This window comes from Collinsella sp. TF10-11AT, from assembly GCF_003437565.1.
GTDB lineage: Bacteria > Actinomycetota > Coriobacteriia > Coriobacteriales > Coriobacteriaceae > Collinsella.
The window spans coordinates 214,223-236,031 of the sequence record NZ_QSQW01000002.1; the positions used below are offsets into that span (position 1 = coordinate 214,223).

At 61.4% G+C, this 21,809-nt stretch carries 22 protein-coding genes; all 22 read left to right on the top strand.

Annotated features, from left to right (window positions below; translation table 11 throughout):
• The 22 genes from DXC99_RS02415 to DXC99_RS02520 all read left to right on the top strand — a co-directional run bounded on the left by DXC99_RS02415 (position 1) and on the right by DXC99_RS02520 (position 21,798).
• Positions 1 to 945 carry an aspartate carbamoyltransferase catalytic subunit gene (locus tag DXC99_RS02415; protein ID WP_035138537.1) on the top strand — a complete coding sequence of 315 codons (945 nt, stop codon included), beginning with the start codon at positions 1 to 3 and terminating at the stop codon, positions 943 to 945.
• The gene (locus DXC99_RS02420; protein ID WP_117583215.1) at positions 929 to 2,218 is read left to right on the top strand and encodes a dihydroorotase; all 1,290 of its coding nucleotides are present in this window, start codon (positions 929 to 931) and stop codon (positions 2,216 to 2,218) included. The genes DXC99_RS02415 and DXC99_RS02420 overlap by 17 nt, the downstream gene beginning before the upstream one ends.
• A gap of 116 nt (positions 2,219 to 2,334) precedes the next feature.
• Positions 2,335 to 3,102 (top strand): dihydroorotate dehydrogenase electron transfer subunit, encoded by a 768-nt coding sequence (locus DXC99_RS02425; protein ID WP_117583280.1) that lies wholly within the window; start codon positions 2,335 to 2,337, stop codon positions 3,100 to 3,102.
• 14 nt (positions 3,103 to 3,116) lie between these two features.
• Positions 3,117 to 4,025, top strand: a complete 909-nt coding sequence (locus DXC99_RS02430; RefSeq protein ID WP_199408852.1) for a dihydroorotate dehydrogenase — start codon at positions 3,117 to 3,119, stop codon at positions 4,023 to 4,025.
• Complete coding sequence (gene pyrF / locus DXC99_RS02435) at positions 4,019 to 4,735, top strand: orotidine-5'-phosphate decarboxylase (RefSeq protein ID WP_117583213.1); 717 nt, start codon at positions 4,019 to 4,021, stop codon at positions 4,733 to 4,735. The genes DXC99_RS02430 and pyrF overlap by 7 nt, the downstream gene beginning before the upstream one ends.
• Before the next feature lie 239 nt (positions 4,736 to 4,974).
• Positions 4,975 to 5,283, top strand: coding sequence for an integration host factor, actinobacterial type (gene mihF / locus DXC99_RS02440; RefSeq protein WP_006236130.1), 309 nt, complete (start codon positions 4,975 to 4,977; stop codon positions 5,281 to 5,283).
• Positions 5,284 to 5,853, top strand: coding sequence for a guanylate kinase (gene gmk, locus DXC99_RS02445; RefSeq protein ID WP_117629178.1), 570 nt, complete (start codon positions 5,284 to 5,286; stop codon positions 5,851 to 5,853). It abuts the gene before it with no gap.
• A gap of 5 nt (positions 5,854 to 5,858) precedes the next feature.
• A complete protein-coding gene (locus DXC99_RS02450; protein ID WP_035138532.1) occupies positions 5,859 to 6,140 on the top strand; it encodes a DNA-directed RNA polymerase subunit omega in 282 nt (93 codons plus the stop codon).
• Positions 6,141 to 7,385 carry a tRNA uracil 4-sulfurtransferase ThiI gene (thiI, locus tag DXC99_RS02455; protein ID WP_117583212.1) on the top strand — a complete coding sequence of 415 codons (1,245 nt, stop codon included), beginning with the start codon at positions 6,141 to 6,143 and terminating at the stop codon, positions 7,383 to 7,385.
• Between the two features lie 213 nt (positions 7,386 to 7,598).
• Positions 7,599 to 8,312 (top strand): ComEA family DNA-binding protein, encoded by a 714-nt coding sequence (locus DXC99_RS02460; protein WP_117629179.1) that lies wholly within the window; start codon positions 7,599 to 7,601, stop codon positions 8,310 to 8,312.
• Positions 8,309 to 10,612, top strand: a complete 2,304-nt coding sequence (locus tag DXC99_RS02465) for a DNA internalization-related competence protein ComEC/Rec2 (RefSeq protein WP_117629180.1) — start codon at positions 8,309 to 8,311, stop codon at positions 10,610 to 10,612. Before DXC99_RS02460 ends, DXC99_RS02465 begins: the two co-directional genes overlap by 4 nt.
• Before the next feature lie 78 nt (positions 10,613 to 10,690).
• Positions 10,691 to 11,653, top strand: coding sequence for a DNA polymerase III subunit delta (gene holA, locus DXC99_RS02470; protein ID WP_117583209.1), 963 nt, complete (start codon positions 10,691 to 10,693; stop codon positions 11,651 to 11,653).
• A 133-nt stretch (positions 11,654 to 11,786) separates the two neighbouring features.
• Positions 11,787 to 12,053, top strand: coding sequence for a 30S ribosomal protein S20 (rpsT, locus tag DXC99_RS02475; RefSeq protein WP_022094714.1), 267 nt, complete (start codon positions 11,787 to 11,789; stop codon positions 12,051 to 12,053).
• Positions 12,054 to 12,149: 96 nt separating this feature from the next.
• Positions 12,150 to 13,961: a translation elongation factor 4 gene (lepA, locus tag DXC99_RS02480; protein WP_117583208.1), complete on the top strand. Its 1,812-nt coding sequence runs from the start codon at positions 12,150 to 12,152 to the stop codon at positions 13,959 to 13,961.
• A 4-nt stretch (positions 13,962 to 13,965) separates the two neighbouring features.
• A complete protein-coding gene (dusB, locus tag DXC99_RS02485; RefSeq protein ID WP_117583207.1) occupies positions 13,966 to 15,009 on the top strand; it encodes a tRNA dihydrouridine synthase DusB in 1,044 nt (347 codons plus the stop codon).
• A gap of 2 nt (positions 15,010 to 15,011) precedes the next feature.
• On the top strand, positions 15,012 to 16,244 hold the full coding sequence (hemW, locus tag DXC99_RS02490) for a radical SAM family heme chaperone HemW (protein WP_117583206.1): 1,233 nt from the start codon (positions 15,012 to 15,014) through the stop codon (positions 16,242 to 16,244).
• 58 nt (positions 16,245 to 16,302) lie between these two features.
• Positions 16,303 to 17,406: a DnaJ domain-containing protein gene (locus DXC99_RS02495; RefSeq protein ID WP_195239268.1), complete on the top strand. Its 1,104-nt coding sequence runs from the start codon at positions 16,303 to 16,305 to the stop codon at positions 17,404 to 17,406.
• Between the two features lie 81 nt (positions 17,407 to 17,487).
• Positions 17,488 to 18,636 (top strand): molecular chaperone DnaJ, encoded by a 1,149-nt coding sequence (gene dnaJ / locus DXC99_RS02500; RefSeq protein WP_117583205.1) that lies wholly within the window; start codon positions 17,488 to 17,490, stop codon positions 18,634 to 18,636.
• Positions 18,637 to 18,645: 9 nt separating this feature from the next.
• Positions 18,646 to 19,938, top strand: coding sequence for a MiaB/RimO family radical SAM methylthiotransferase (locus tag DXC99_RS02505; protein WP_117583204.1), 1,293 nt, complete (start codon positions 18,646 to 18,648; stop codon positions 19,936 to 19,938).
• Entirely contained in the window at positions 19,919 to 20,905 is a 987-nt protein-coding gene (locus DXC99_RS02510; protein ID WP_117583203.1) for a PhoH family protein, read from the top strand. The genes DXC99_RS02505 and DXC99_RS02510 overlap by 20 nt, the downstream gene beginning before the upstream one ends.
• The gene (ybeY, locus tag DXC99_RS02515) at positions 20,902 to 21,411 is read left to right on the top strand and encodes an rRNA maturation RNase YbeY (RefSeq protein WP_117564282.1); all 510 of its coding nucleotides are present in this window, start codon (positions 20,902 to 20,904) and stop codon (positions 21,409 to 21,411) included. Before DXC99_RS02510 ends, ybeY begins: the two co-directional genes overlap by 4 nt.
• Before the next feature lie 9 nt (positions 21,412 to 21,420).
• The gene (locus DXC99_RS02520) at positions 21,421 to 21,798 is read left to right on the top strand and encodes a diacylglycerol kinase family protein (protein WP_099431794.1); all 378 of its coding nucleotides are present in this window, start codon (positions 21,421 to 21,423) and stop codon (positions 21,796 to 21,798) included.
• Positions 21,799 to 21,809: the final 11 nt, after the last annotated feature.

Consider the following 21,809-nt stretch of genomic DNA (forward strand, 5'->3'; position numbering starts at 1 on the left):
GTGGCGTTCAATCATAAGCACCTGATCGACATTACCGAGTACTCCGAAGAGGACATCAAGCTCATCCTCGAGACCGCCAAGGCGTTCTCCGAGGTCAACGAGCGTGCCATCAAGAAGGTCCCCACGCTCAAGGGTAAGACCATCGTCAACATGTTCAACGAGCCCTCGACGCGTACCCGCAGCTCCTTCGAGCTCGCCGAGAAGCGTCTTTCGGCCGACAGCCTCAACTTCGGCGGCTCCTCGACCTCCACGGTCAAGGGCGAGAGCCTCGTCGATACCGTCGAGACCCTCAACGCCTATAAGATCGACTGCATTGTCGTGCGCGATAAGCACGCCGGCGCTCCCTACATCGTCACGCAGAACTCGCCCGCGAGCGTCATCTGCGCCGGTGACGGTAAGCATAACCACCCCACGCAGGCCCTGCTCGACCTGTACACCATCTGGGAGCACAAGGGTGACTTCCACGGTCTGAAGGTCGCCGTCGTCGGCGATATCGCGCACTCCCGCGTCTGCGGCTCGCTGATCCCCGCTCTTAAGATCATGGGCTGCGAGACCTACGCTGTCGCCCCCGGCACGCTGCTGCCGCCGGCGCCCGAGGTCTTGGGCTGCGACCACGTGACGAGCGACCTCGATTCCGTCCTGCCCGAGCTGGACGTCGTCTACATGCTTCGCGTGCAGCAGGAGCGCCTCGAGGGTGCACCGTTCCCGACCATTCGCGAGTACCACAAGCTCTTCGGTCTGACCAAGGACCGCGAGAAGCTCATGAAGCCCGATGCGATCATCTGTCACCCGGGCCCCATCAACCGCGGCGTCGAGTTCGACTCCTATATGGCCGACCACCCGCAACGCTCCGTCATCCTGGAGCAGGTCTACGCCGGTATCTGCGTGCGTATGGCTATCCTGTATCTGCTGCTTGGAGGTGCCGATAATGGCCTTGCTTCTTAAGAATGCCCACGTCGTCGACCCGTCCGTCGAGCTTGACGGTGTCGTTGACGTCCTGATTGACGGCGACAAGATCGCCGAGGTCGGCGAGAATCTCGCCGTCGAGGGAGCCGAGGTCCGCGACCTTTCCGGCAAGTACCTCGTCCCCGGCCTGGTTGATATGCACGTTCACCTTCGCGAGCCCGGCTACGAGGTCAAAGAGGACATCGAGAGCGGCACCCGCGCAGCTGCCAAGGGCGGCTTTACCGGCGTGTGCTCCATGCCCAACACCGATCCCGTCACCGATAACGGCACCGTCGTGGAGTTCGTCAAGTCCCGTGCTGCCGAGGTCGGTCACTGCCGCGTCTATCCGTCGGGCGCCATGACCCGCGGTCTTAAGGGCGAGGCTATGTCCGAGATGGGCGATATGGTCGCCCACGGCGCCGTCGCCTTCACCGACGACGGTCGCGGCGTGCAGGGCGCGGGCATGCTCCGTCGCTGCATGGACTACGGCAAGATATTCGGCAAGGTCTTCATGAGCCATTGCCAGGACGAGGACCTGGTCGGTCACGGCCAGATCAACGAGGGCAGGGTCTCGACCCGTCTGGCCCTCGAGGGTTGGCCGGCTGCCGGCGAGGAGCTTCAGATCGCCCGCGACATCGAGATCGCCAAGCTGACCGGCGCCAAACTACACATCCAGCATATCTCCACCGCCCATGGCCTGGAGCTCGTGCGTGCCGGCAAGGCCGCTGGCGTTCAGGTTACCTGCGAGGCCACGCCGCATCACATGTTCCTGACCGAGAACGACCTGGACGAGACCTACAACACCTCGCTCAAGGTCAACCCGCCGCTGCGTACCGAGGCGGACGCCGAGGCCATTCGCCAGGGCGTCATCGACGGTACCGTCGACGCTATCGTCACCGATCACGCTCCCCACACCCCGTGGGAGAAGGCCCGCGAGTTCGAGCTTGCGCCCTTCGGCATGATCGGCCTCGAGACTTCGCTGTCGCTCGTGCTCACCGAGCTGGTCAACACGGGCAAGATGAGCATGGGTCGCATGGTCGAGCTCATGGCCATCAAGCCTCGTGAGATCCTGGGCCTCGACCAGGTTCAGGTCAAGGCGGGCTCCGTTGCCGACCTGACCGTGTTCGATCCCGCTGCTACCTGGACGGTCGGCGAGGACGGTTACGAGTCGCGTGCCGAGAACTCCGGTTTTGCCGGCCGCACGCTCACCGGTCGTGCCACCGATGTGTTTGTCGGCGGCAAGCAGACGCTCGCCGACGGCTGCATCTGCTAGCATAGCCTTATCGCTTTTGTGCGCGGTGCCCTTGCGGTGCCGCGCTTTCTGTTCGCCTGAACCATGCAACCGCATGGGGGATTGGAGCGTCTATGCCCACACCTTCCACTGCACGCATGCACGACTTCGAGGTCGTCTCGAACCAGGAGATCGCCGACGGTATCTTCTCGCTCGTTATCTCGGCCCCCAAGCTTGCAAGTGCGCTCAAGCCCGGCCAGTTTGTGAACATTGCCGTGCCCGGCGATGCGTCCTCGCTGCTTCGCGTGCCCCTGAGCTTCTATCGCGCCGACGCCCAGACCGGCACCGTCGAGCTGTGGTACGCCGTCGTGGGCGATGACACCCGTCGTCTGTCGCAGATGGCCCCCGGTTCCACCTCTAATCTGCTGGGCCCTGGCGGCCGCGGCTGGCTTGTGCCCGAGGGCACCAGGAAGGCGCTGCTCGTTGCGGGCGGCATCGGTGTTCCGCCCGTGCTGTGCCTTGCCGGCATGCTCGTCGAGCAGGGTGTGGCCGTCGACGTGTGCCTGGGTTTTGGCACCGCGTCCAAGGCCGTGGGAGTCGATGAGTTCCGCGCGCTGTGCGATACGGTCAACGTGTGCACCGACGACGGCTCGCTCGGCACGCACGGTTTTTGCACCGATCCTGCCGCTGAGCTGCTTGGCGAGGGCGGCTACGACTACGTCGCCAGCTGCGGCCCCGCTGTCATGATGAAGAAAGTCGCCGCCGCTGCCGCCGAGGCCGGTGCGTACTGCGAGGTGTCCCTCGAGCGCATGATGAGCTGTGGCTTTGGCGCCTGCAACACCTGCAATGTCGAGACGGTCGACGGTATGAAGGGTGCTTGCATGTGCGGCCCCGTGTTCGATGCTTCCAAGGTGGTGGTCTTCTAGTGGGTACCGTTAACATGGCCGTCGATTTCGGCGGCGTCAAGATGCAGAACCCCATCAACACCGCAGCCGGTACCTTTGGCTACGGTTGGCAGTTCCAGAACTTCTTTGATGTTTCCCAGCTGGGCGCCATCACCACCAAGGGTTGCGCTGCCGAGCCCTGGCCCGGCAACCCCGCGCCCCGCATGGCCGAAATTCCCGGCGGTATGATCAACTCCGTGGGCCTTCAGAACCCCGGCGTGGCCGCCTTTGCCCGCGAGTCCGGTCCGTGGCTCGAACAGCTGTCCAAGGACGGCTGCCAGGTCATCTGTCAGGTTGCCGGCCACTCCGTTGACGAGTTTGTCCGCGCGCTCGAGATGTATGTCGAGCTGTGCCCCTGGGCTGCCGGCTACGAGATCAACGTGAGCTGCCCTAATATCGCCGCCGGCGGTGCCGCCATGGGCTCCACGCCCGAGGGCGCCTCTTCCGTTATGGCTGCCTGCCGCAAGGTGACCGATAAGCCGCTGTTCGTAAAGATGGCTCCGGTTAATGTCGCCGAGATTGCCAAGGCTCTCGAGGCTGCCGGCGCCGACGGCCTTTCGGTCATCAATTCCATCCAGGGCATGGCCATTGACGTGCACACCCGCAAGTCCCGTGTTGCCAAGCCCAAGGGCGGCCTTTCGGGCCCGCTGTGCCACCACATCGCCGTTCGCATGGTCTGGGAGGTCGCTCAGGCCGTCGATATCCCCATCAACGGCGTCGGCGGTGTCATGACCGGCGAGGATGCTGCCGAGTTTATCCTGGCCGGCGCCACCTGCGTGTCGGTCGGTATGGCCAACTTTGTCGATCCGTGCGCTTCGATTAAGATCGCGCGCGAGCTCGAGGCTTGGGCAGAGTCCCAGGGCGTGAAGGATATCAACGAGCTGGTAGGTGCTTTCGAATGCTAGAGAATGATGCCCGCGACCGTGTTATCGTCGCCCTCGACTGCGATCGTGAGCGTGCGCTCGAGCTCGCCCATGAGCTTTCGGGCCACGCCGTCTGGCTCAAGGTGGGCATGACGCTCTATTACGCCGAGGGTCCCGAGATCGTCAAGACGTTCAAGGACTTGGGCTTCAAGGTCTTCCTCGACCTTAAGTTCCATGACATTCCGCATCAGGTGCGCGGTGCCGCCCGTTCGGCCTCGCTTGCCGGTGCCGACCTGCTCTCGGTCCACGGCTTGGGTTCGGGCGCTATGCTCGCCGCGTGCCGTGAGGGTGCCGAGGAGGCGCGCGAGGACCGCGCCAAGCTCGTCGCCATTACCGTGCTCACGAGTATGAATCAGGATGCCTTGAGCGAGATCGGCGTCGAGTCTCCCGTGGCCGAGGAAGCCGCCCGTCTGGCAAAGCTTGCCCAGACCAACGGCATCGACGGCATCGTGTGCTCGCCGATGGAGGCTCACGACATGCGTGAGCTGCTGGGTCCTGATGCCCTGATCGTGACTCCGGGTGTGCGTCCGGTGGGTGCCGCCCTTGGTGACCAGTCCCGCGTGGCGACGCCTTCCCAGGCTATCGAGCGTGGCGCAAGCCACATTGTGGTGGGCCGTCCCATCACCGGTGCCGACGATCCGGTTGCCGCCTTTGACGCCATCGTCGCCGAGCTGGTCGAAAACGTCGCGTAAAAGATTCCCCTAAGTCACCACTTTTGGGTCTCATTAGCACAAAATAGCCCCTGTGCCTGCGTAAACTTTCCCATCCTTTGTGTGGAATCGCAGGTCAGGGGCTTAACTTTGGGCGCAGTATATTGCACTTTTTGCGGGTATCGTCTAACCTATGGAGCCGCGATTAGGCATTTTGTACGTTCTACGTGCTAAAATGCCAATTATTGAATCAGATATAACCCAACTATTTGGAGGTACGAATGGCACTCCCTCAGCTTACCGACGAGCAGCGCAAGCAGGCTCTTGAGAAGGCTGCCGCCGCACGTCACGCCCGCGCTGAGCTTCGCGAGCAGATCAAGAAGGGCGAGAAGTCCCTCGAGTCCGTGCTCAACTCCGATGACCCCATCGCTTCCCGCATGAAGGTTTCCACCCTCATCGAGTCTCTCCCTGGTTATGGCAAGGCCAAGGCCGCCAAGATCATGGAGGAGCTCGGTATCTCCGCTACTCGTCGCGTCCAGGGCCTCGGCGTCCGTCAGCGCGAGCAGCTCCTCGAGCAGCTGACCAAATAAGTGAGCGCTCAGGATTCCAAGCTCTTTGTGATTTCTGGACCGTCAGGCGCAGGCAAGGGTACGCTCGTCGCTCGTGTGCGCGAGCGCCGCTCGAACCTGGGTTTGACGGTTTCGGCTACCACGCGAGCACCACGCAAAGGTGAGGTCGACGGCGTCAACTACTTTTTTCTGACGCGCGAGGAGTTCGACCGCCGCGTGGCAAACGGTGAGTTTGTTGAGTGGGCCGAGGTCCACGGTAACTGCTACGGCACGTTGGTGAGCGAGGTCACATCCAAGCTCGCCTCGGGCTCGTCTCTGATTTTGGAGATCGATGTCCAGGGCGCCCTGCAGGTGAAGGAGCGTTTCCCCGAGGCCGTGCTGATCTTTATCAAGCCGCCTTCGCTTGAGGTGCTCCGCGAGCGTCTAGTCGGTCGCGGTACCGAGACGCCCGAGACGATTGAGCTGCGTATGGCAAACGCCGCCGATGAGCTTGCCCTTGCCGACCGCTACGACGACGTCGTGGTGAATGACGATCTCGACCGCGCGACCGATGAACTCGTTCGCGTTCTCGATATGCATGAAAGGATCTGAGGTCCGTGTCCGTTGTAAAGCCTTGCATTGACGATCTTCTGGAGAAGACCGATCACAACCGCTTCCTGCTCGCTTCGCTTGCCTCCAAGCGCGCCTGCGACATCAATAGCATGCTGCGTGGCCAGCACAACCGCGTGCTTGCCGTCCAGGATGTCGATGACATCACCATCGGGCTTTCCGGTGCCGATACCATCTCGATGGCTATGGACGAGATTGTCGACGGTGACATCTCTTACGACGAGGCTCGTTACGAGAAGGCGCTCGGCCACAAGGTTGCTGAAGCCTAAATGGCGGCTCGCGTCTGCCTGGTCCACTATCACGAGGTTGGACTGAAGGGCAAGAACCGCGCACATTTTGAGCATATCCTCATGGATAACATCAAGGCGGCCTTGGCCGCCTTTTCCGTGAATGCCGTGTCTCGAATTTCCGGTTATATCCTCGTGACCTTTAATGAGCATCAGGCCGACGAGGCGGCGCGCGTCATTCGCACCGTACCCGGCGTTGCCCGCGTGTCCCTGGCATATCACACGAACCGCGACCCGCAGGAGTACTGCGCCGCCGCCGTGAAGGCGCTGCGCGAGTTTGGTCCCTTTGAGTCGTTTAAGGTGCATGCCAAGCGCTCTAACACCGACTACGAGCTCACCTCGATTGATATCAATCGACAGGTGGGCGAGGTACTGTGTGAGGCCTTCCCCGATAAAAAGGTTCAAATGCACGACCCCGACGCGATGGTGCACGTACTGGTGGTCCAGGGTAGCGTTTACGTGTACGCACGCTCCGAGCGCGGCGTGGGCGGTCTGCCGGTGGGTTCTGCCGGCAAGGTCGTGACGCTGCTGTCGTCGGGTATTGATTCTCCGGTGGCGACCTGGATGCTCGCGCGTCGTGGCGCGGTGTGCGTGCCGGTGCATTTCTCAGGTCGTCCGCAGACGCCCGACACGAGCGAGTATTTGGTGCAGGACATCATCCGTGCGCTTGAGCCGGGTGTCCAGATCGGCCGCCTGTACGTGGTGCCGTTTGGCGACTGCCAGCGTGAGATTTCGGTCACCTGTCCCAGCAACCTGCGCGTGATCATGTATCGCCGCATTATGTATTCGGTTGCCGAGCGCATTGCACACATCGAGGGCGCCAAGGCCATCGTGACGGGCGAATCGCTTGGACAGGTTGCCTCCCAAACGCTTGAGAATATCATGGCCGTTAACGAGGCCGTGAAGATCCCCGTGTTCCGTCCGCTCATCGGTTCGGACAAGCAGGAGATTATCGCGCGCGCCGAGGAGATTGGTACGTTCGATATCTCGACTGAGGCCGCTCCCGACTGCTGCACGCTGTTTATGCCGCGTCGTCCCGAGACGCACGCTAAACTCGATGCCGTGCATGAGGCCTGGGAGTTGTTCGATCACGAGGAGATGATCGAGCGCCTACTCAAGCAGACCGAGTACATCGACTTCGAAAGCAACACGTATAAGGCCCCTAAGACCTTAAAATGCAAACATTCGGAGCTTGCTCCGCGTGAGATTTACCAAGATCACGAGTAAATTTGTGCATAGACCGACGATGCTCTTGCATCGTCGGTCTTTTGCTATCTGGGCATTTTGCGGCTAAGTGTTCATTTGCTGACGTGTGCCTGAATAAATGGACAGATTTGTGCAAGGTTTTGGTCGGCTTTTGGTTTGACCGCGAAAACCGGTTTTGAAGCATGGCCGTTGCAGGGCTCTTTTCCTGACACGATGTTGTTGGGAGGTTTTGTTATGGCGCAGCGCGAACAACACGAACGGGTCAAAAAGATGGACCGCTGGGCAGGCAAGCTGCTCGGTCATAAGGCTGTGGTGGTGGCGATGCTGGGCGTCATTGCGATGGCGAGCGGCTTGGCGATGGCGAACCTTGGCGGCGGTGCCGGCGCCGTGTCGTTTGAGCGCACTGACGGTTCGGGCTCGTTGGTGGAGCCGGGATCCGGTGATGCCTCGAGCGGAAAGACATCCGAAGGTTCTTCGACTAAGGCTTCTGCCGCGGCAGAGGTCTATGTCGATGTCGATGGCGCCGTTGTGTCGCCCGGTGTATATCGTTTCAAGGACGGCGCGCGGGTGGCTCAGGCGATTGATGCCGCCGGCGGGCTGGCGCCCGAGGCAGACGTTACGGGGCTCAATCGGGCATCTAAGGTCACTGATGGACAAAAAATCCACGTTCCAACGGTAGGGGAGCAGCAGGCGTCTATTGCGGAAGCCGGTGTTGATGGTGGGGCTTCCGCATCATCGGGCGTGAGCGGCGCAACAGGCCTGGTAAACATCAATACGGCAAGCGCGGCAGAGCTGCAGACGCTCTCGGGCATCGGTCCCTCCATGGCCCAGTCGATTATCGATGAGCGGACAAAGAACGGTGCTTTTGCCTCGGTTGACGACCTGATGCGTGTGTCGGGAATCGGCGAGAAGAAGCTTGCCAAAATCAAAGATTGCATCTGCGTATGAGTGCGACCGAGCGCGAGCGTGTTATGCCTCCGCGGCCCCTGCTTCCGTGGACGATGACCCTGTGTGCCGGCATGTGCATGAGCTGCGTCTTGGTGCTCAACATGGCCGCTGATGCGCTGTTGAGGGAGCGGGCGCCAGCGGTCGGGCCGCTATGGACCATTCCCGTTGCGGCGGCGGTATTTGTTATGCTGGCTCAATCATGTGCGCGGCTTGCCCCTTTGAAGCGGTGGCTGTATGCCGCGTCCGTCGGTCTCGTGGCGGGAGCGGTCGTCTCGGCCTGGTGGGCTGTGGGTGCGCTAAGCGCCTCGAAGGCGCTCGACGGTCGAGCGGCAAGCAGCCTCGAGTTTGTCGTGCAGGGCGATCCATCCATAAACGACGACGTGTATTCCTATACCTGCGAGGCACGCGCGGACGGTAAGAACTTGGCAACGGTTCGCCTATCGTGCGACCGCGAGCTCAAGGTCGGGGCGCACGTGCGTGTTATCGGTCGCGTTTCGCGTTTTGAGAACGATGCGTATGGACGATCGCGCGTGCTCCGAGGCGAGGTATGCAAGGTAAAAGCCGTTCGGATTGTGTCGGTCGATGAGGGCTCTCCGGGGCCGCTGCTTCGGCTACGAAATGGGCTGCTTGCGTCCATCGCGCCTGCGACCGACCCGGCGCGTGCACTCATAGCCGGTGTCGTCTGCGGTCGTTCGGCCGAGCTGCGCGCCCAGTCGGCGGGCGACTGGTTTTCGGTGACGGGTACGGCGCATCTTATCGCCGTCTCCGGCAGCCATTTGTCTATCGTGGGGTTTGTAATTGAGGGCGTATTGCAAAAGACTCGGTGTTCACGTGGTCTTCGGCGGGTGATATTGGCGATAACGCTTGTGGGCTACGCTGCCTTTACGGGCGCGTCTCCCTCGGCCGTGCGCGCGTGCTGCATGGTGTTCGCGACGCTTGTCGTAAACGGCGCAGGGCGTCGCCGGCACGGCGCATCGGCGCTCTTCGTAACCATGTCCATCTTTGTGCTACTGCGGCCGACGGTGCTGTTCGAGATGGGCTTTCAGCTTTCATGTGCCAGCGTCTTAGCCATTCTGTGCTTTTGCCCCTATGCGACCTACGCTTTGGGTGAGTTGGGTGTGTCGTCGGGCGTTGCCAGCATGCTTTCCGTCACGCTGTGCTCGCAGTTGGCGACGCTCCCCATTACCATTCCTGCCTTCGGTACGTTCTCGCTCATTGCTCCGCTGGCAAATGCGGTCATCGGTCCGGTGGTGAGCGTACTGCTCGCTGTGTCGATCGTACTGGTTCCCTATTCGCTCGTGGCACCATTGCGGATTTGGGCGCTCATTGTGCCCATGGTTGCCGCCCGTTGCGCGTTGTTCTTCGAGCAGCTGTTTGCCGCCGTGCCGGGTGCATCCGTGAGTGTGCCGCCCGATAGCATGTGGATTTACCTAGTGCCGTGTTTGCTGGCGGTTCTGCTGGTCTGGTGGCCGCGTCCCCGTGCACGTCCTATGGCGGTGGGGCTTACGTGCCTGGTGTTCTTGGCTGCGATTCCGTACGCCTACTGGGATCGGTTCGCTCCGCCTTCGGTGACGGTGCTCGATGTGGGCCAGGCCGATGCGATTCTTATCCGCCAGGGCGGCACAGTAGCGCTCGTCGACTGCGGGCTCGACGAGCGCGTGGTGGCGGCGTTGGTTCGCAATAACGTGCACCATATCGATGCCGTCTTTGTGACGCATTGGGATGAGGATCACTGGGGTGGTCTGCCTGCCGTGCTCGAACAGTTTTCGGTCGGAACGATTGCCGTGGCGGCAGATGCGCTGGAGGATGCTCCTGCCGAGGTATTGAACCGACCTGGCGTGGAGTATCGGCAGGTGCGCCATGGGGATACGGTCGACATCGGCTCATTTTGCGCCCGCGTGATGTGGCCATTCGAGTCCGTGGATGGCGAGGGCAATGAGGACTCGCTTGTCCTGCAGCTCTCTTATGTTCAGGAAGACAAGGGCCTGCGCATGCTCCTCACCGGTGATGCCGAGCTCGACCAGGAACGGGAATTCGTGCAGGAGGTGGGGGATATCGATGTCCTTAAACTCGGGCATCACGGCTCCAAGGTTTCGGTCGATGCCGCGCTGCTGGAGATTCTGAGACCCGAGCTTTCCCTCGCGAGCGCGGGCGAGGGGAATCGATACGGTCATCCGTCCGATGCCTGCATCGATGCCGTGAAGGAAGCGGGTGGCATGTTCGCGTGCACCATCGAACACGGCGACATTACCGTCACGCCGACTGAGAATGGCTTTGCGATGCGATGCCAGCGACCGTGACGACGTCGTTGGCGTGTGGTGGGCCCCTGGGCTAGAATGGCACGGAACGAATACGAAGGCCTGCGGGAGGGGAGCGCAATGTCCGAAACCGGTCTGCTGCCGGCATATCTGATCGTCGGTACCGACGGAGTCAAGCGCGATCACGCCGTCTCGCGTATGAAAGCGCGTCTGGAAAAGTCGGGTATGGTCGAGTTTAACCTCGACGAGCGCGACATGACTAAGGACCCCGATATCGAGTCCATTATCGGATCGCTTAACACCTTTCCGATGGGCAGCGAGTTTCGCCTGGTAATCCTTGATGGCTGCTCAAAGCTCGCTAAGGCTGTCTCGGAGCCGCTCGTCGAGTACCTCGCAAGTCCCAGCCCCACAACGGTCTGCCTCATCATCGCCGACTCGCTTGCCAAGAACACGCGCCTGTATAAGGCGATCGCCAAGATCGACAAGAAGGCCGTGATCGATTGCTCCGGCACCAAGCGCTGGGAGCTACCGCGCCGCGTTCAGCAGATGGCGACGCAGCATGGCAAGTCGATCTCGACGGCGGCCGCCGAGGAACTCGTCTCGCGTTCGGGTGAAAACACTCGCATGCTGGATAACGATTTGGCTAAGCTTGCCCAGATGGTCGAGGCGCCCCAGATTGAGCTTGCCGACGTTGAGCGCTGGATTGTACGTACGGCCGAGGTTCAGCCCTGGGACTTTCTCAATGCGGTCTCGGCCCGTGACATGCGCCGCTCGCTCGAGCTCTTCAATCTACTGCCCGCCAAGAGCTACGTGTGGACTTACACATTGCTGTGCGGCCGTATTCGCGAGCTTATCGTTGCCAAGGCGCTCGATGCGCGCGGACAGGGTCGTGAGCTGGCCGCAACGCTTAAGCTCCAGTCCTGGCAGGTCAAGAATCACCTGACCTGGGCTCGCCGCTTTTCGATGACAGAGCTCGTCGCAGCGCTCGAGGGAGCGGTCGATGTGGAGCTCGCGCTCAAGGGTTCGGCCGATTCTGAGACCGCGCTTTTGCTCTGGATTACGAACATCTTGAGAAAATCGTGATGATACCTGCCTATTTGGCAAATTCGTTCTATCCCTTTGAGGGGGAGCGTGCTATAGTAGGCGCTTGCATGACCTCACCGTGTCTCAGAGGTGTCATACATTTTTTGCAAGGAACTCGAAAGGAACTCCAGAAGTGGCAAACATCAAGTCTCAGAAGAAGCGTATCCGCACCAATGAGGCAGCTCGCATGCGTAACAAGGCTGTCAAGTCCGAGCTCAAGACGCTGACCAAGCACGTCCAGTCCGCCGTCGCCGAGGGCGACGCCGAGAAGGCCCAGGCCGCCCTCAAGACCGTCACCAAGCGTCTCGACATGGCTGCCGCCAAGCATGTTATCCACAAGAACCAGGCTTCCAACCGCAAGTCCGGTCTTGCCAAGCTCGTGAACAGCATCAACGCCTAAGTTGTAAATTTCACACCACACAGTTTACGCGCATAAATGGAGCCTGTTTTATGGAACAGGCTCCATTTTTTGTATCGCTCGGGTAAGATAGTCCGCATGAATACTTCAAATGACATTTCCCACATCCGCAACTTCTCGATTGTTGCGCACATCGACCATGGCAAGTCAACGATCAGTGACCGCATCCTCGAGCTCACCCATACCGTCGACGAGCGCGACATGGAGTCGCAGCTGCTCGACACCATGGATATCGAGCGCGAGCGCGGCATTACGATCAAGTCCAATGCCGTTCGCGTGTCCTATGACGCCGACGATGGCGAGACGTATCAGTTCAACCTGATCGATACGCCGGGCCACGTGGACTTTACCTATGAGGTCTCGCGCTCGCTGGCAGCCTGCGAGGGCGCGGTGCTCGTTGTCGACGCCACGCAGGGCGTCGAGGCGCAGACCGTCTCCAACGCGACGCTCGCCATGAACGCCAATCTGGACATTGTGCCGGCCATCAACAAGATCGACCTGCCCTCGGCACACCCCGACGAGGTTAAGACCGAGATCGAGGATGACCTGGCGATCCCTGCCGATGATGCCGTGTGTGTCTCGGGCAAGACCGGCGAGGGCATCCACGATCTGCTGGAGTCCATTGTCTTTTTGATCTCTCCGCCCAAGGGCGATGCGAACGCGCCGCTCAAGGCACTCATTCTGGATTCGTACTTCGACGAGTATCGTGGCGTCGTCGCCACGGTGCGCGTCTTTGACGGCTCCATCAAAAAAGGCGATACCTTGCGCATGATGCAGGCAAAGGGCGACTTTTTGGTCGATGGCGTGGGTGTCAAGCGTCCTGCCGAGACCCCGGTTGACGCGCTGACGGTTGGCGAGGTCGGCTACGTGGTCACGGGCCTGAAGGACCCCGAGGCCGTGCGCGTGGGCGATACCCTCACGTGGGCGTCGAATCCCTGCCCCGAGCCGCTTCCCGGCTACCGCGAGGCTAAACCCATGGTCTATACGGGTCTGTTCCCGATCGATAACAAGGACTACGAGAACCTGCGTGACGCGCTCGATAAGTTGCACGTCAACGACCCGTCGTTGGTGTGGGAGCCCGAGACCTCGGTGGCGCTCGGCTTTGGCTTCCGCGTGGGCTTCCTGGGCCTGCTGCACATGGAGGTCGTCAAGGAACGCCTGGAGCGCGAGTTCAACTTGGACCTCATTGCCACGAGCCCCTCGGTGGACTATCACGTCTACAAGACTGACGGCGAGATGATTGATGTCCGTAGCCCGCAGGATCTTCCCGAGGCCACGCGCATCGAGCGTATCGAGGAACCCTACCTCAAGGCTAAGATCATCTGCCCGCCCGAGTATACGGGTGCCGTCATGCAGCTCGCTATCGAGCACCGTGGCATTACAACCGACATGATCCATCTCACGAGCAAATCGGTCGAGATGCGCTTTGACATGCCGCTCGCCGAGCTCATCTTGGACTTCTTTGATCAGCTCAAGAGCCGTACCAAGGGCTACGCCTCCCTGGACTACGAGTTCAACGAGTACCGTCCCTCCGAGCTCGTTAAGCTCGATATTTTGCTTTCGGGCGACGAGGTGGACGCGCTGTCGTTTATCGTCCACAAGGACAAGGCCTACGGTCTTGCCCGCGGCCTATGCGACAAGCTCAAGGAGATTATTCCGCGTCAGCTGTTCGAGGTGCCCATCCAGGGTGCTATCGGCAACAAGATCATTGCCCGCTCCACCGTCAAGGCGCGCCGCAAGGACGTGCTTGCCAAGTGCTACGGCGGCGATATTTCTCGTAAGCGCAAACTGCTCGAGAAGCAGAAAGAGGGCAAGAAGCGCATGAAGGCCATCGGCTCGGTAGAGGTCCCGCAGGAGGCCTTTATGGCGATCCTCAAGGTGGACGAGTAGGTCTATGGCGCTTTCCGAATATAGTCTGCGGCTGCTGGGCGCCTATGCCGAGCAGCCGTTCCTTATGGCTCCCATGGCGGGCGTGACCGACCCTGCCTACCGCATCATGTGCCGCCGTCGCGGTGCCAACCTTGCCTACAGCGAGATGGTGAGCGTGGCGGGCCTTGCCTATGCCAGCAACAAGACCTGGCGCCTGGTGCTACCGGCCGACGAGGAGCAGCAGATTTGCGTGCAACTCTTTGGCTCCAAGCCCGATCAGTTTGCGAGCGCCGTCGCTGCCGTCGAGGAGCGCGTTGGCGATCGCCTGTCGCTCATCGATATCAATATGGCATGCCCCGCCCGCAAGGTCGTTACCAAGGGCGAGGGCTCGGCGCTCATGCGCACGCCCGACCTGGCGGAGAAGATCGTCGAGGCCACGGTGGGCGCGGCGCACGTGCCCGTGACCGTCAAGATTCGCAAAGGTTTTTATGCCGAGGACCGCAATGCCGCGACATTTGCCCAGATGCTTGAGGGCGCAGGGGCTGCCGCAGTCGCCGTGCATGGTCGTTGCGCCACGCAGCTCTATACGGGCCAGGCCGATTGGTCGGTCGTCGATGAGGTTGCCGACGCCGTTGAGATTCCCGTGATTGGTTCGGGCGATGTGTTCTCGGCCGAGGATGCCGCGGAGCATCTGCGCAACTCGGGTGCCAGCGCGGTGTTTATCGCGCGCGGTATCTACGGTAATCCCTGGGTCTTTGGTGATGCTCGCGCTCTTGCGCTCGATGGCATACCGGTGCCGCCGCGCAGCTCGGTCGAGCGCCTGGACGCCCTGCGTGAGCACCTAACGCTGACGCATGAGCTCCTGCCGCTCATGTCGCGTGCCCGCACGTATGCAAGCTGGTACTTAAAAGGCATGCCCCATGCCGCCGCTTGGCGTGCCCATGTGGTGCGCTGTTCCACTTACGAGGAGTTTATGGCACTGGTCGATGAGATCGAGCGCGATGTGGTGGCCTGCGAGGCCGCCCTTGCCGCCGGCGAATCGGTGCCCCCTCATCCTCTGGAGGCTTAAGGGTGGCCGTTACCGCACTGTACGTGCACGTGCCGTTTTGCGCCCAAAAGTGCCGGTACTGCGACTTTGACTCGCGCAGTTTTGCTCCGTGCGACCTGAGCGCTGCGCTCGATGCCTATTTTGAGCAGTTGTTCGCGCGTCTCGATGCTTTTGGCAAGGCTGATGCCCTTGACCAGATCCGCACCGTCTATGTTGGCGGCGGTACGCCGTCGCTGGCGGGGGAGCGCCTGGTGGAGCTGGCGCGGCGTATTCGTGCGTGGTGTGCCCCCGTTGAGTTTACCTGCGAGGCCAATCCCGAGTCGCTGACCGCCGAGCTTGCCACTGCACTTGTCAAGGTTGGTGTCACACGCGTCTCTCTGGGCGTGCAAACGCTCGATAACGCCGAACTTACTGCCATCGGCCGTATTCACGATGCCGATCGGGCGCTCGCCGCCATCGCGACGGTCAAGAACGCTGGGCTTGATGTGTCGTGCGACCTTATGTGCGGACTTCCCGGGCAGACCGCAGCGAGTTGGAAGCGCACGCTCGATGGCGTGCTGGTGGCGGCCCCGCATCATGTGTCGGTCTACCCGCTCACGCTTGAGGAGGGGACGCCCCTTTATCGCATGGCGCGCCGCGACGAGTCGCTCGAGCCCGACGAGGATTTTCAGGCTTCGTGCATGGACTTGGCACGCGAGCTCCTGGGTGCCGCCGGCTATCACCCGTATGAGGTGGCGAGCTACGCGCTCGACGGCCATGAGTGCGCCCATAACATTGCCTACTGGACCGGACGGGGCTATCTGGGCCTGGGTCGTTCTGCCGCGGGCATGCTCGACGCCGAGGATTTCGACCGTCTCGCAGGTTTGTTCCCCGGCGTGTCTTCTCGAGGCGATGCGTACCGCGTGCGTCTGGTGCAACGTGACGATGACGCGATGGCGTTCGAGACCGAATATCTGTCGCAGCGCGAGGCTGCGGCTGAAGACCTGATGCTCGCTTGTCGCATGACGCGCGGTGTCGCGTCCGACCTGTTGGTTCGTGCAGCTTTCGTCATCCCAACGGGCGAGTTGGCAGCTGCCTGCGATCACGCGCTCGAATTGGGACTTGCCACGTGGGTGCCCGAGGCGCTCGGGGCCCATGAGGGATCCTTCACTTCGGCAGATGTCGTCGCAGGCCGCGCCCGCGCCCGTTTAGCGCCGACACACCTAGGTTGGCTCGATGGAAATGTTCTGTTCGAGCTGTTTTGGGGTCTAGCATAGACCGCTCGGGTAGAATTACCGCAATATATACGCTGCTTTGAGCAGGAGGTTGCCGCGCATGGCGACGATGAACGAAAAAGATTACTACGAGATTCTGGGTGTCTCCAAGGACGCCACCTCGCGTGATATTCAAAAGGCCTTCCAGCAAAAGGCCCGCAAGCTCCATCCGGACGTCAACAAAGAGCCGGATGCCGAGGAAAAGTTTAAAGAGGTTTCCGAGGCCTACGCCGTGCTTTCGGACGAGCAGAAGCGTTCGCGCTACGACGCCATGCGTTCGGGCAACCCCTTCGCCGGCGCTCCTACGGCTTCGCCCTATGGCGGCGGCTACGCCGGCAGCGCGGGCTATGGCAATCCCTTTGAGGGCGGTTTTCCCTTTGGTGGAGCCTGGGGCCAGCCGCGTCGCGGGCAGGCTGCCTACAATCCCGAGAACGGCGCCAACGTGGTCGTCGATATCAAACTCGACGCCAAGGAGGCAAAGGGCGGTGCCCGCAAGACCGTCCGCTACACGCGCTTCGATACCTGTAACAACTGCGGCGGTTCGGGCTCTGTCTCCTCCGAGCATGCCCATACCTGCCCAAGCTGTGGCGGCCGCGGCCATATCGACGTCGACCTGTCCTTCCTGTTTGGTGCGGGCACGTTCCAGTCGGTCTGCCCCGAGTGCGGCGGTTCCGGTAAGGTCGTGGCCGACCCCTGCCCTGATTGCGGCGGCAGCGGTCGTACTCGCGTAACCTCCGAGCAGACGATTGAGTTTCCTGCCGGCACGCACGATGGCGACGAGGTCCGCATTGGCGGCATGGGTCATGCTGGCACCAACGGTGCCGCGGGCGGCGATCTGGTCGGCCGCGCCCATGTTGAGGCCGAGCGCTTGGAAGGCAAAGCTCGTACCGGTTTTTACCTGATGGGCATCGTGGCGCCGTTTTTGGTACTCTCGGCCATCTCGGGCGTGTTCTCGGCCTTTGCCGTGATGTGCTTTATTCCGTTTGCCATGGGCCTGTTCATGGTGCTTTCGGACGGCGTGCTTCATCGCAGCCTGCTGTGGTGGAAGCGCGGCGCGATGCAGTTTGCCAACGGTTTTGCCAACGGCTTCATGTTCGCGCTCGTGTCGGTTTGGTTCGCGAGCTGCTCGCAACGGGCCATGCTTTCGCCGTACCAAATGCAATAACATCAAACCCTCTGTTTGCGGTCGGCCCTGCTTGGGTATAGGACGCACTGTGACAATAATGAAAGTCGGAAGGATTCGGTCGTGTCGGAAAATAGGGATTACTACGAGGTGCTTGGCGTCGACAGGGATGCCGACGCGCGGACGATTAAGCGTGCGTTTCTAAAGAAGGCCCGTACCGTACATCCGGATGTTTCGGACGACCCCGAGGCCGAGGCCAAGTTCAAGGAGCTCAACGAGGCCTATTCCGTTCTTTCCGATGAGCAGAAGCGTGCTAACTACGACCGTTACGGCACTGCCGACGGCCCTGGTGGTTCGGGCTACGTCGATATCAACGATATCTTTGGTGGCATGGGCATGGACGACTTGTTCTCGTCGTTCTTTGGCGGCGGTGCCGGCGGTGGCGCCCGCAGCCGTCGTGAGCGTCGTCGCGGACGAGACATGGCCATCTCGCTTTCGGTGACGCTCGAGGAGGCGGCGCTCGGCTGCAAAAAGACAATCAGCTATGACCGCCTTGCTCCTTGCGAGGACTGCAATGGCACCGGTAGGGCAGAGGGCGCACAGGAAAAGCAGTGCGGCCGCTGCCACGGTACGGGCTACGTCACGACGGTTCAGCGTTCGTTTTTGGGCCAGGTTCAGTCTTCCTCGCCTTGCCCTGACTGCCATGGCGAGGGCACGGTTATCGACCATCCCTGCGAGACCTGCGACGGTCAGGGCCGCACGCCTTCGCATGAAAAGATTGACATCGATATTCCCGCCGGCGTTTCGACCGGTCGCCAGCTGCGTGTGAGCGGCTTTGGCGAGGCCGGCCTTCGCGGCGAGCCTTCGGGCGACCTGATTGTCAACGTGCGCGTTGCCGACCACGAGCGCTTTAAGCGCAACGGTGACGACCTGTACCTGGTGAGCGATATCTCGATTGCGCAGGCTGCGCTCGGCTGCGAGATCGAGGTCGGGGGCATTATGCCCGACGAGGTCGTTAAGGTGACGGTTCCCGCCGGCGCCCAGTACGGTGATACCGTGAGCGTCAATAATTACGGCATGCCTCGCATTGGCGGTGGCGGTTCGCGTGGCCGCCTGATCGTGCAACTGCGCGTGGTCGTTCCCACCAATCTTTCCAATAAGCAGCGCGAGCTGCTCCGTGCTTTTGCCGATGATATGGGCGATGACGTCGCTTCCGGTAAGAAGTCGGTGACCGACCGCATCAAGAGCGCCCTCGACGATATCCTCGATTAAGGAGCCCGCGTGCTCGCACCCCATATTTCCGTCGTCAACCTCGGCTGCCGTGTCAACCGGGTTGAGTCCGACCGTATCACTGCCGATCTTATGCGCCTGGGCTTCGCTATTGTGGAGCCCCAGGATGCCGATCTGATCGTCATTAACACTTGCGCCGTTACGGGCGAGGCCGAGGCCAAGACCCGTAAGGCCGTCCGTCATGCGCTGGCCCATCCAAACGAGCCCTATGTGGTCGTGACCGGATGCGTGGTCAATTTGCATCCCGAGGAGCTGTCGGAGCTTTCGGATCGCGTGATTGCCGAGCCGTCCAAGATAGATGTCGCCGAACGTGTATGCGAGGTGCTGGGTGTTGAGTCCGATAGCGTTCCCGCCTGCAGCGATGGCGAGGTGGTCGATGCGCTCGGTCGCTCTCGCCTGGGCGTGAAGATTCAGGATGGCTGCAACCATCGCTGCACCTATTGCATTGTGTGGAAGGCGCGCGGCCCCGAGCGCTCCGTGCCCGTCGAGTCCGTGCTCGAGCAAGTTCGCGAGGCCCAGGAGGCCGGCGTGCCCGAGGTGGTGCTGACCGGTGTGAACCTGGGTGCCTACGATGGCAAGAGCGCGACCGACGAGCACGTCGAAATCGATGAGCTGCTCGAGGCCATCATGGAGCGCACGACTATTGCGCATGTGCGCATTTCCTCGGTCGAGCCCATGGATATCTCCGAGCGCCTGCTTAAGGTTATGGCGCGCTTTCCGCAGCGTATCGCCCCGTTTTTGCACCTGCCCGTGCAGTCCGGCTGCACGGCGACCCTGCATCGCATGGGCCGTCCCTATAGTGCGGAGGCCTTTGAGGACACGGTGCGTATGATTCGCGCCAATCTGCCGCAGGCGTCCCTTTCGTGCGACGTCATCGTCGGTTTTCCCGGTGAGACGGACGAGGAGTTCGAGGAGTCGCTGGCGCTGTGCCGCCGTGTGGGTTTCTCGCGTATGCACGTGTTCCGCTACAGCAAGCGTCCCGGTACCCTTGCTGCCGACATGCCCGACCAGGTTCCGCCCGAGGTTATGGCCGAGCGCAGCCGCCGTATGCGGGCCGCTGCACAGGAGCTCGCTATTGCCGACGCTCGCCGTCGCGTGGGCACGGTCGAGCGTGCCGTGCTCGAGTATGGCGACAACCTGACGCTCGGCTCGTTCCATCATGCCCGTCTTGACGATACCTGTGGACTTACAGCCCCGTGCCTGCTCGATGTTGCTATCATCGGAGTCGATGATTCCGGCTTGGTCCATGCACGCAGGGAGGTTCATGGAAGCCTCGAAGATTAGACTTACCGTTCCCGAGGGGATTGATCCCTCGCGCGTTTTGGGCGCCGGCGACGGCGTCCTTCGTGCGCTCGAGAGCTTGGTTCGCGCTCATGTGGTCGCCCGTGGCGATAGCATCTCCGTGAGCGGCGACCCGGACGAGGTCGAACTCGTGGCGCGCTTTTTCGAGCACGCTTTTTGCGAGGCGGCCGCCGGGCGCACGCTGTCTGCCGACGATGTCTCTCGCTGCCTGGCCGTCTTGCGCGACGGTGAGCACGAGGCTACGTCGCTTCGCGATGACGTGCTGCTTTCGTATCGCGGCCGCGTCATTCGCCCCAAGACGCTCGGCCAAAAGCGCTATGTGGATGCCATCCGCACGCATACCATCACGTTTGGCCTGGGTCCTGCCGGCACCGGTAAGACCTATCTGGCCATGGCGCTCGCCGTTGCCGCGCTCAAGCGTCACGAGGTGGGCCGTCTGATCTTGACGCGTCCGGTTGTCGAGGCGGGGGAGAATCTGGGCTTTTTGCCCGGCACCCTCGAGGAAAAGATCGATCCCTACATGCGTCCGCTTTACGACGCCCTTTTTGACATGATGGATCGCGAGCGCACCGATGAGCTTATGGAGCGCGGCGTGATCGAGATCGCCCCGCTTGCCTACATGCGCGGCCGCACGCTGAGTGATGCCTTCGTGGTGCTCGACGAGGCACAAAATACCACGCCCGAGCAGATGAAGATGTTCCTGACGCGCCTGGGCTTCAACTCCAAGTTCGTGATTACCGGCGACCTGAGCCAGCGTGACCTGGTGGGTCGTCGTGGTGGCTTGGCGGATGTCGAGAAGATTTTGGGCCGTGTCGATGATGTCGCATTTTCGCACCTCGAGCGTGCCGACGTGGTGCGCCATGCCTTGGTGGGACGTATCGTCGAGGCATACGATACTTATGATGATGTGCGCGAGAAGCGCGTACGTGACCGAAAGGAGTCCCGTTGAGTGTATTGATCAGCAACGATGCCGAGCTCGATACGCTGCTCGACGCGCAGGAGGTGGAGCACATCTGCGAGGTTGTGCTTGCCGCCGAGGGCGTTGAGCGTGAAGTCGAGATTTCCCTTTCGTATGTCGACGAGGACGAGATGCACGAGCTCAACCACGAGTGGCGCGGTATCGACCGCACCACCGATGTGCTCTCGTTTGAATGCGACTCGGCCTTTGACGAGGATATTCCCGCCGACGAGACGCTCGAGCTCGGCGATATCATCTTGGCCCCGCAGGTTATTGCCCGTCAGGCCCCCGGTTTTGGCAATAGCCCCGCTGACGAGTGTCGTCTGATGCTCGTACACGGCATGCTGCACCTGCTGGGCTATGACCATATCGAGGACGACGAGGCCGAGGTCATGGAGGCCCGCGAGGACGCCATCCTGCGCGATCTGGCGCTCGAGCGCGGCGAGGACCCCAAGCTAGTCCACGTCGGCCCCATCACCAACCACGCCCACGACTAGGAGCCGTCTATGATTCCCGGATCGAACAAGGACCATCCGTCCTTCTTAAAGTCGTTTTCTTACGCTATGGAGGGCTTCGTCACCGCCGTCAAGACCGAGCGCAACATTAAGGTCATGCTCGTGGCGGGCGTGTGCACCGTCATTGCAGGCTGCATCGTGGGGCTCGACATTGCCGAGTGGGCCACGATTATCATCTGTTGCGGCCTGGTGATCCACGGCGAGCTTTGCAATACCGCCATGGAGGCCATCGTCGACCTGGCGACCCAGGAGCTCCATCCGCTGGCCAAGCGTGCGAAGGACATCGCCGCCGCCTCCGTATACGTTCTTTCCATCACCGCCGCGATTGTGGGCTTGCTGGTATTTGCCCACGCGCTCGGCTTTATTTAGAAAGGGATTCC

Bases quoted from the DNA above. Each gene is read 5' to 3' on its own strand.
- pyrF (WP_117583213.1), top strand. From the start codon at position 4,019: ATGCTAGAGAATGATGCCCGCGACCGTGTTATCGTCGCCCTCGACTGC.
- DXC99_RS02430 (WP_199408852.1), top strand. From the start codon at position 3,117: ATGGCCGTCGATTTCGGCGGCGTCAAGATGCAGAACCCCATCAACACC.
- DXC99_RS02510 (WP_117583203.1), top strand. From the start codon at position 19,919: ATGGAAGCCTCGAAGATTAGACTTACCGTTCCCGAGGGGATTGATCCC.
- holA (WP_117583209.1), top strand. From the start codon at position 10,691: ATGTCCGAAACCGGTCTGCTGCCGGCATATCTGATCGTCGGTACCGAC.
- DXC99_RS02520 (WP_099431794.1), top strand. From the start codon at position 21,421: ATGATTCCCGGATCGAACAAGGACCATCCGTCCTTCTTAAAGTCGTTT.
- lepA (WP_117583208.1), top strand. From the start codon at position 12,150: ATGAATACTTCAAATGACATTTCCCACATCCGCAACTTCTCGATTGTT.
- dusB (WP_117583207.1), top strand. From the start codon at position 13,966: ATGGCGCTTTCCGAATATAGTCTGCGGCTGCTGGGCGCCTATGCCGAG.
- DXC99_RS02425 (WP_117583280.1), top strand. From the start codon at position 2,335: ATGCACGACTTCGAGGTCGTCTCGAACCAGGAGATCGCCGACGGTATC.
- mihF (WP_006236130.1), top strand. From the start codon at position 4,975: ATGGCACTCCCTCAGCTTACCGACGAGCAGCGCAAGCAGGCTCTTGAG.
- DXC99_RS02495 (WP_195239268.1), top strand. From the start codon at position 16,303: ATGGCGACGATGAACGAAAAAGATTACTACGAGATTCTGGGTGTCTCC.
- DXC99_RS02465 (WP_117629180.1), top strand. From the start codon at position 8,309: ATGAGTGCGACCGAGCGCGAGCGTGTTATGCCTCCGCGGCCCCTGCTT.
- DXC99_RS02420 (WP_117583215.1), top strand. From the start codon at position 929: ATGGCCTTGCTTCTTAAGAATGCCCACGTCGTCGACCCGTCCGTCGAG.
- thiI (WP_117583212.1), top strand. From the start codon at position 6,141: ATGGCGGCTCGCGTCTGCCTGGTCCACTATCACGAGGTTGGACTGAAG.
- DXC99_RS02460 (WP_117629179.1), top strand. From the start codon at position 7,599: ATGGCGCAGCGCGAACAACACGAACGGGTCAAAAAGATGGACCGCTGG.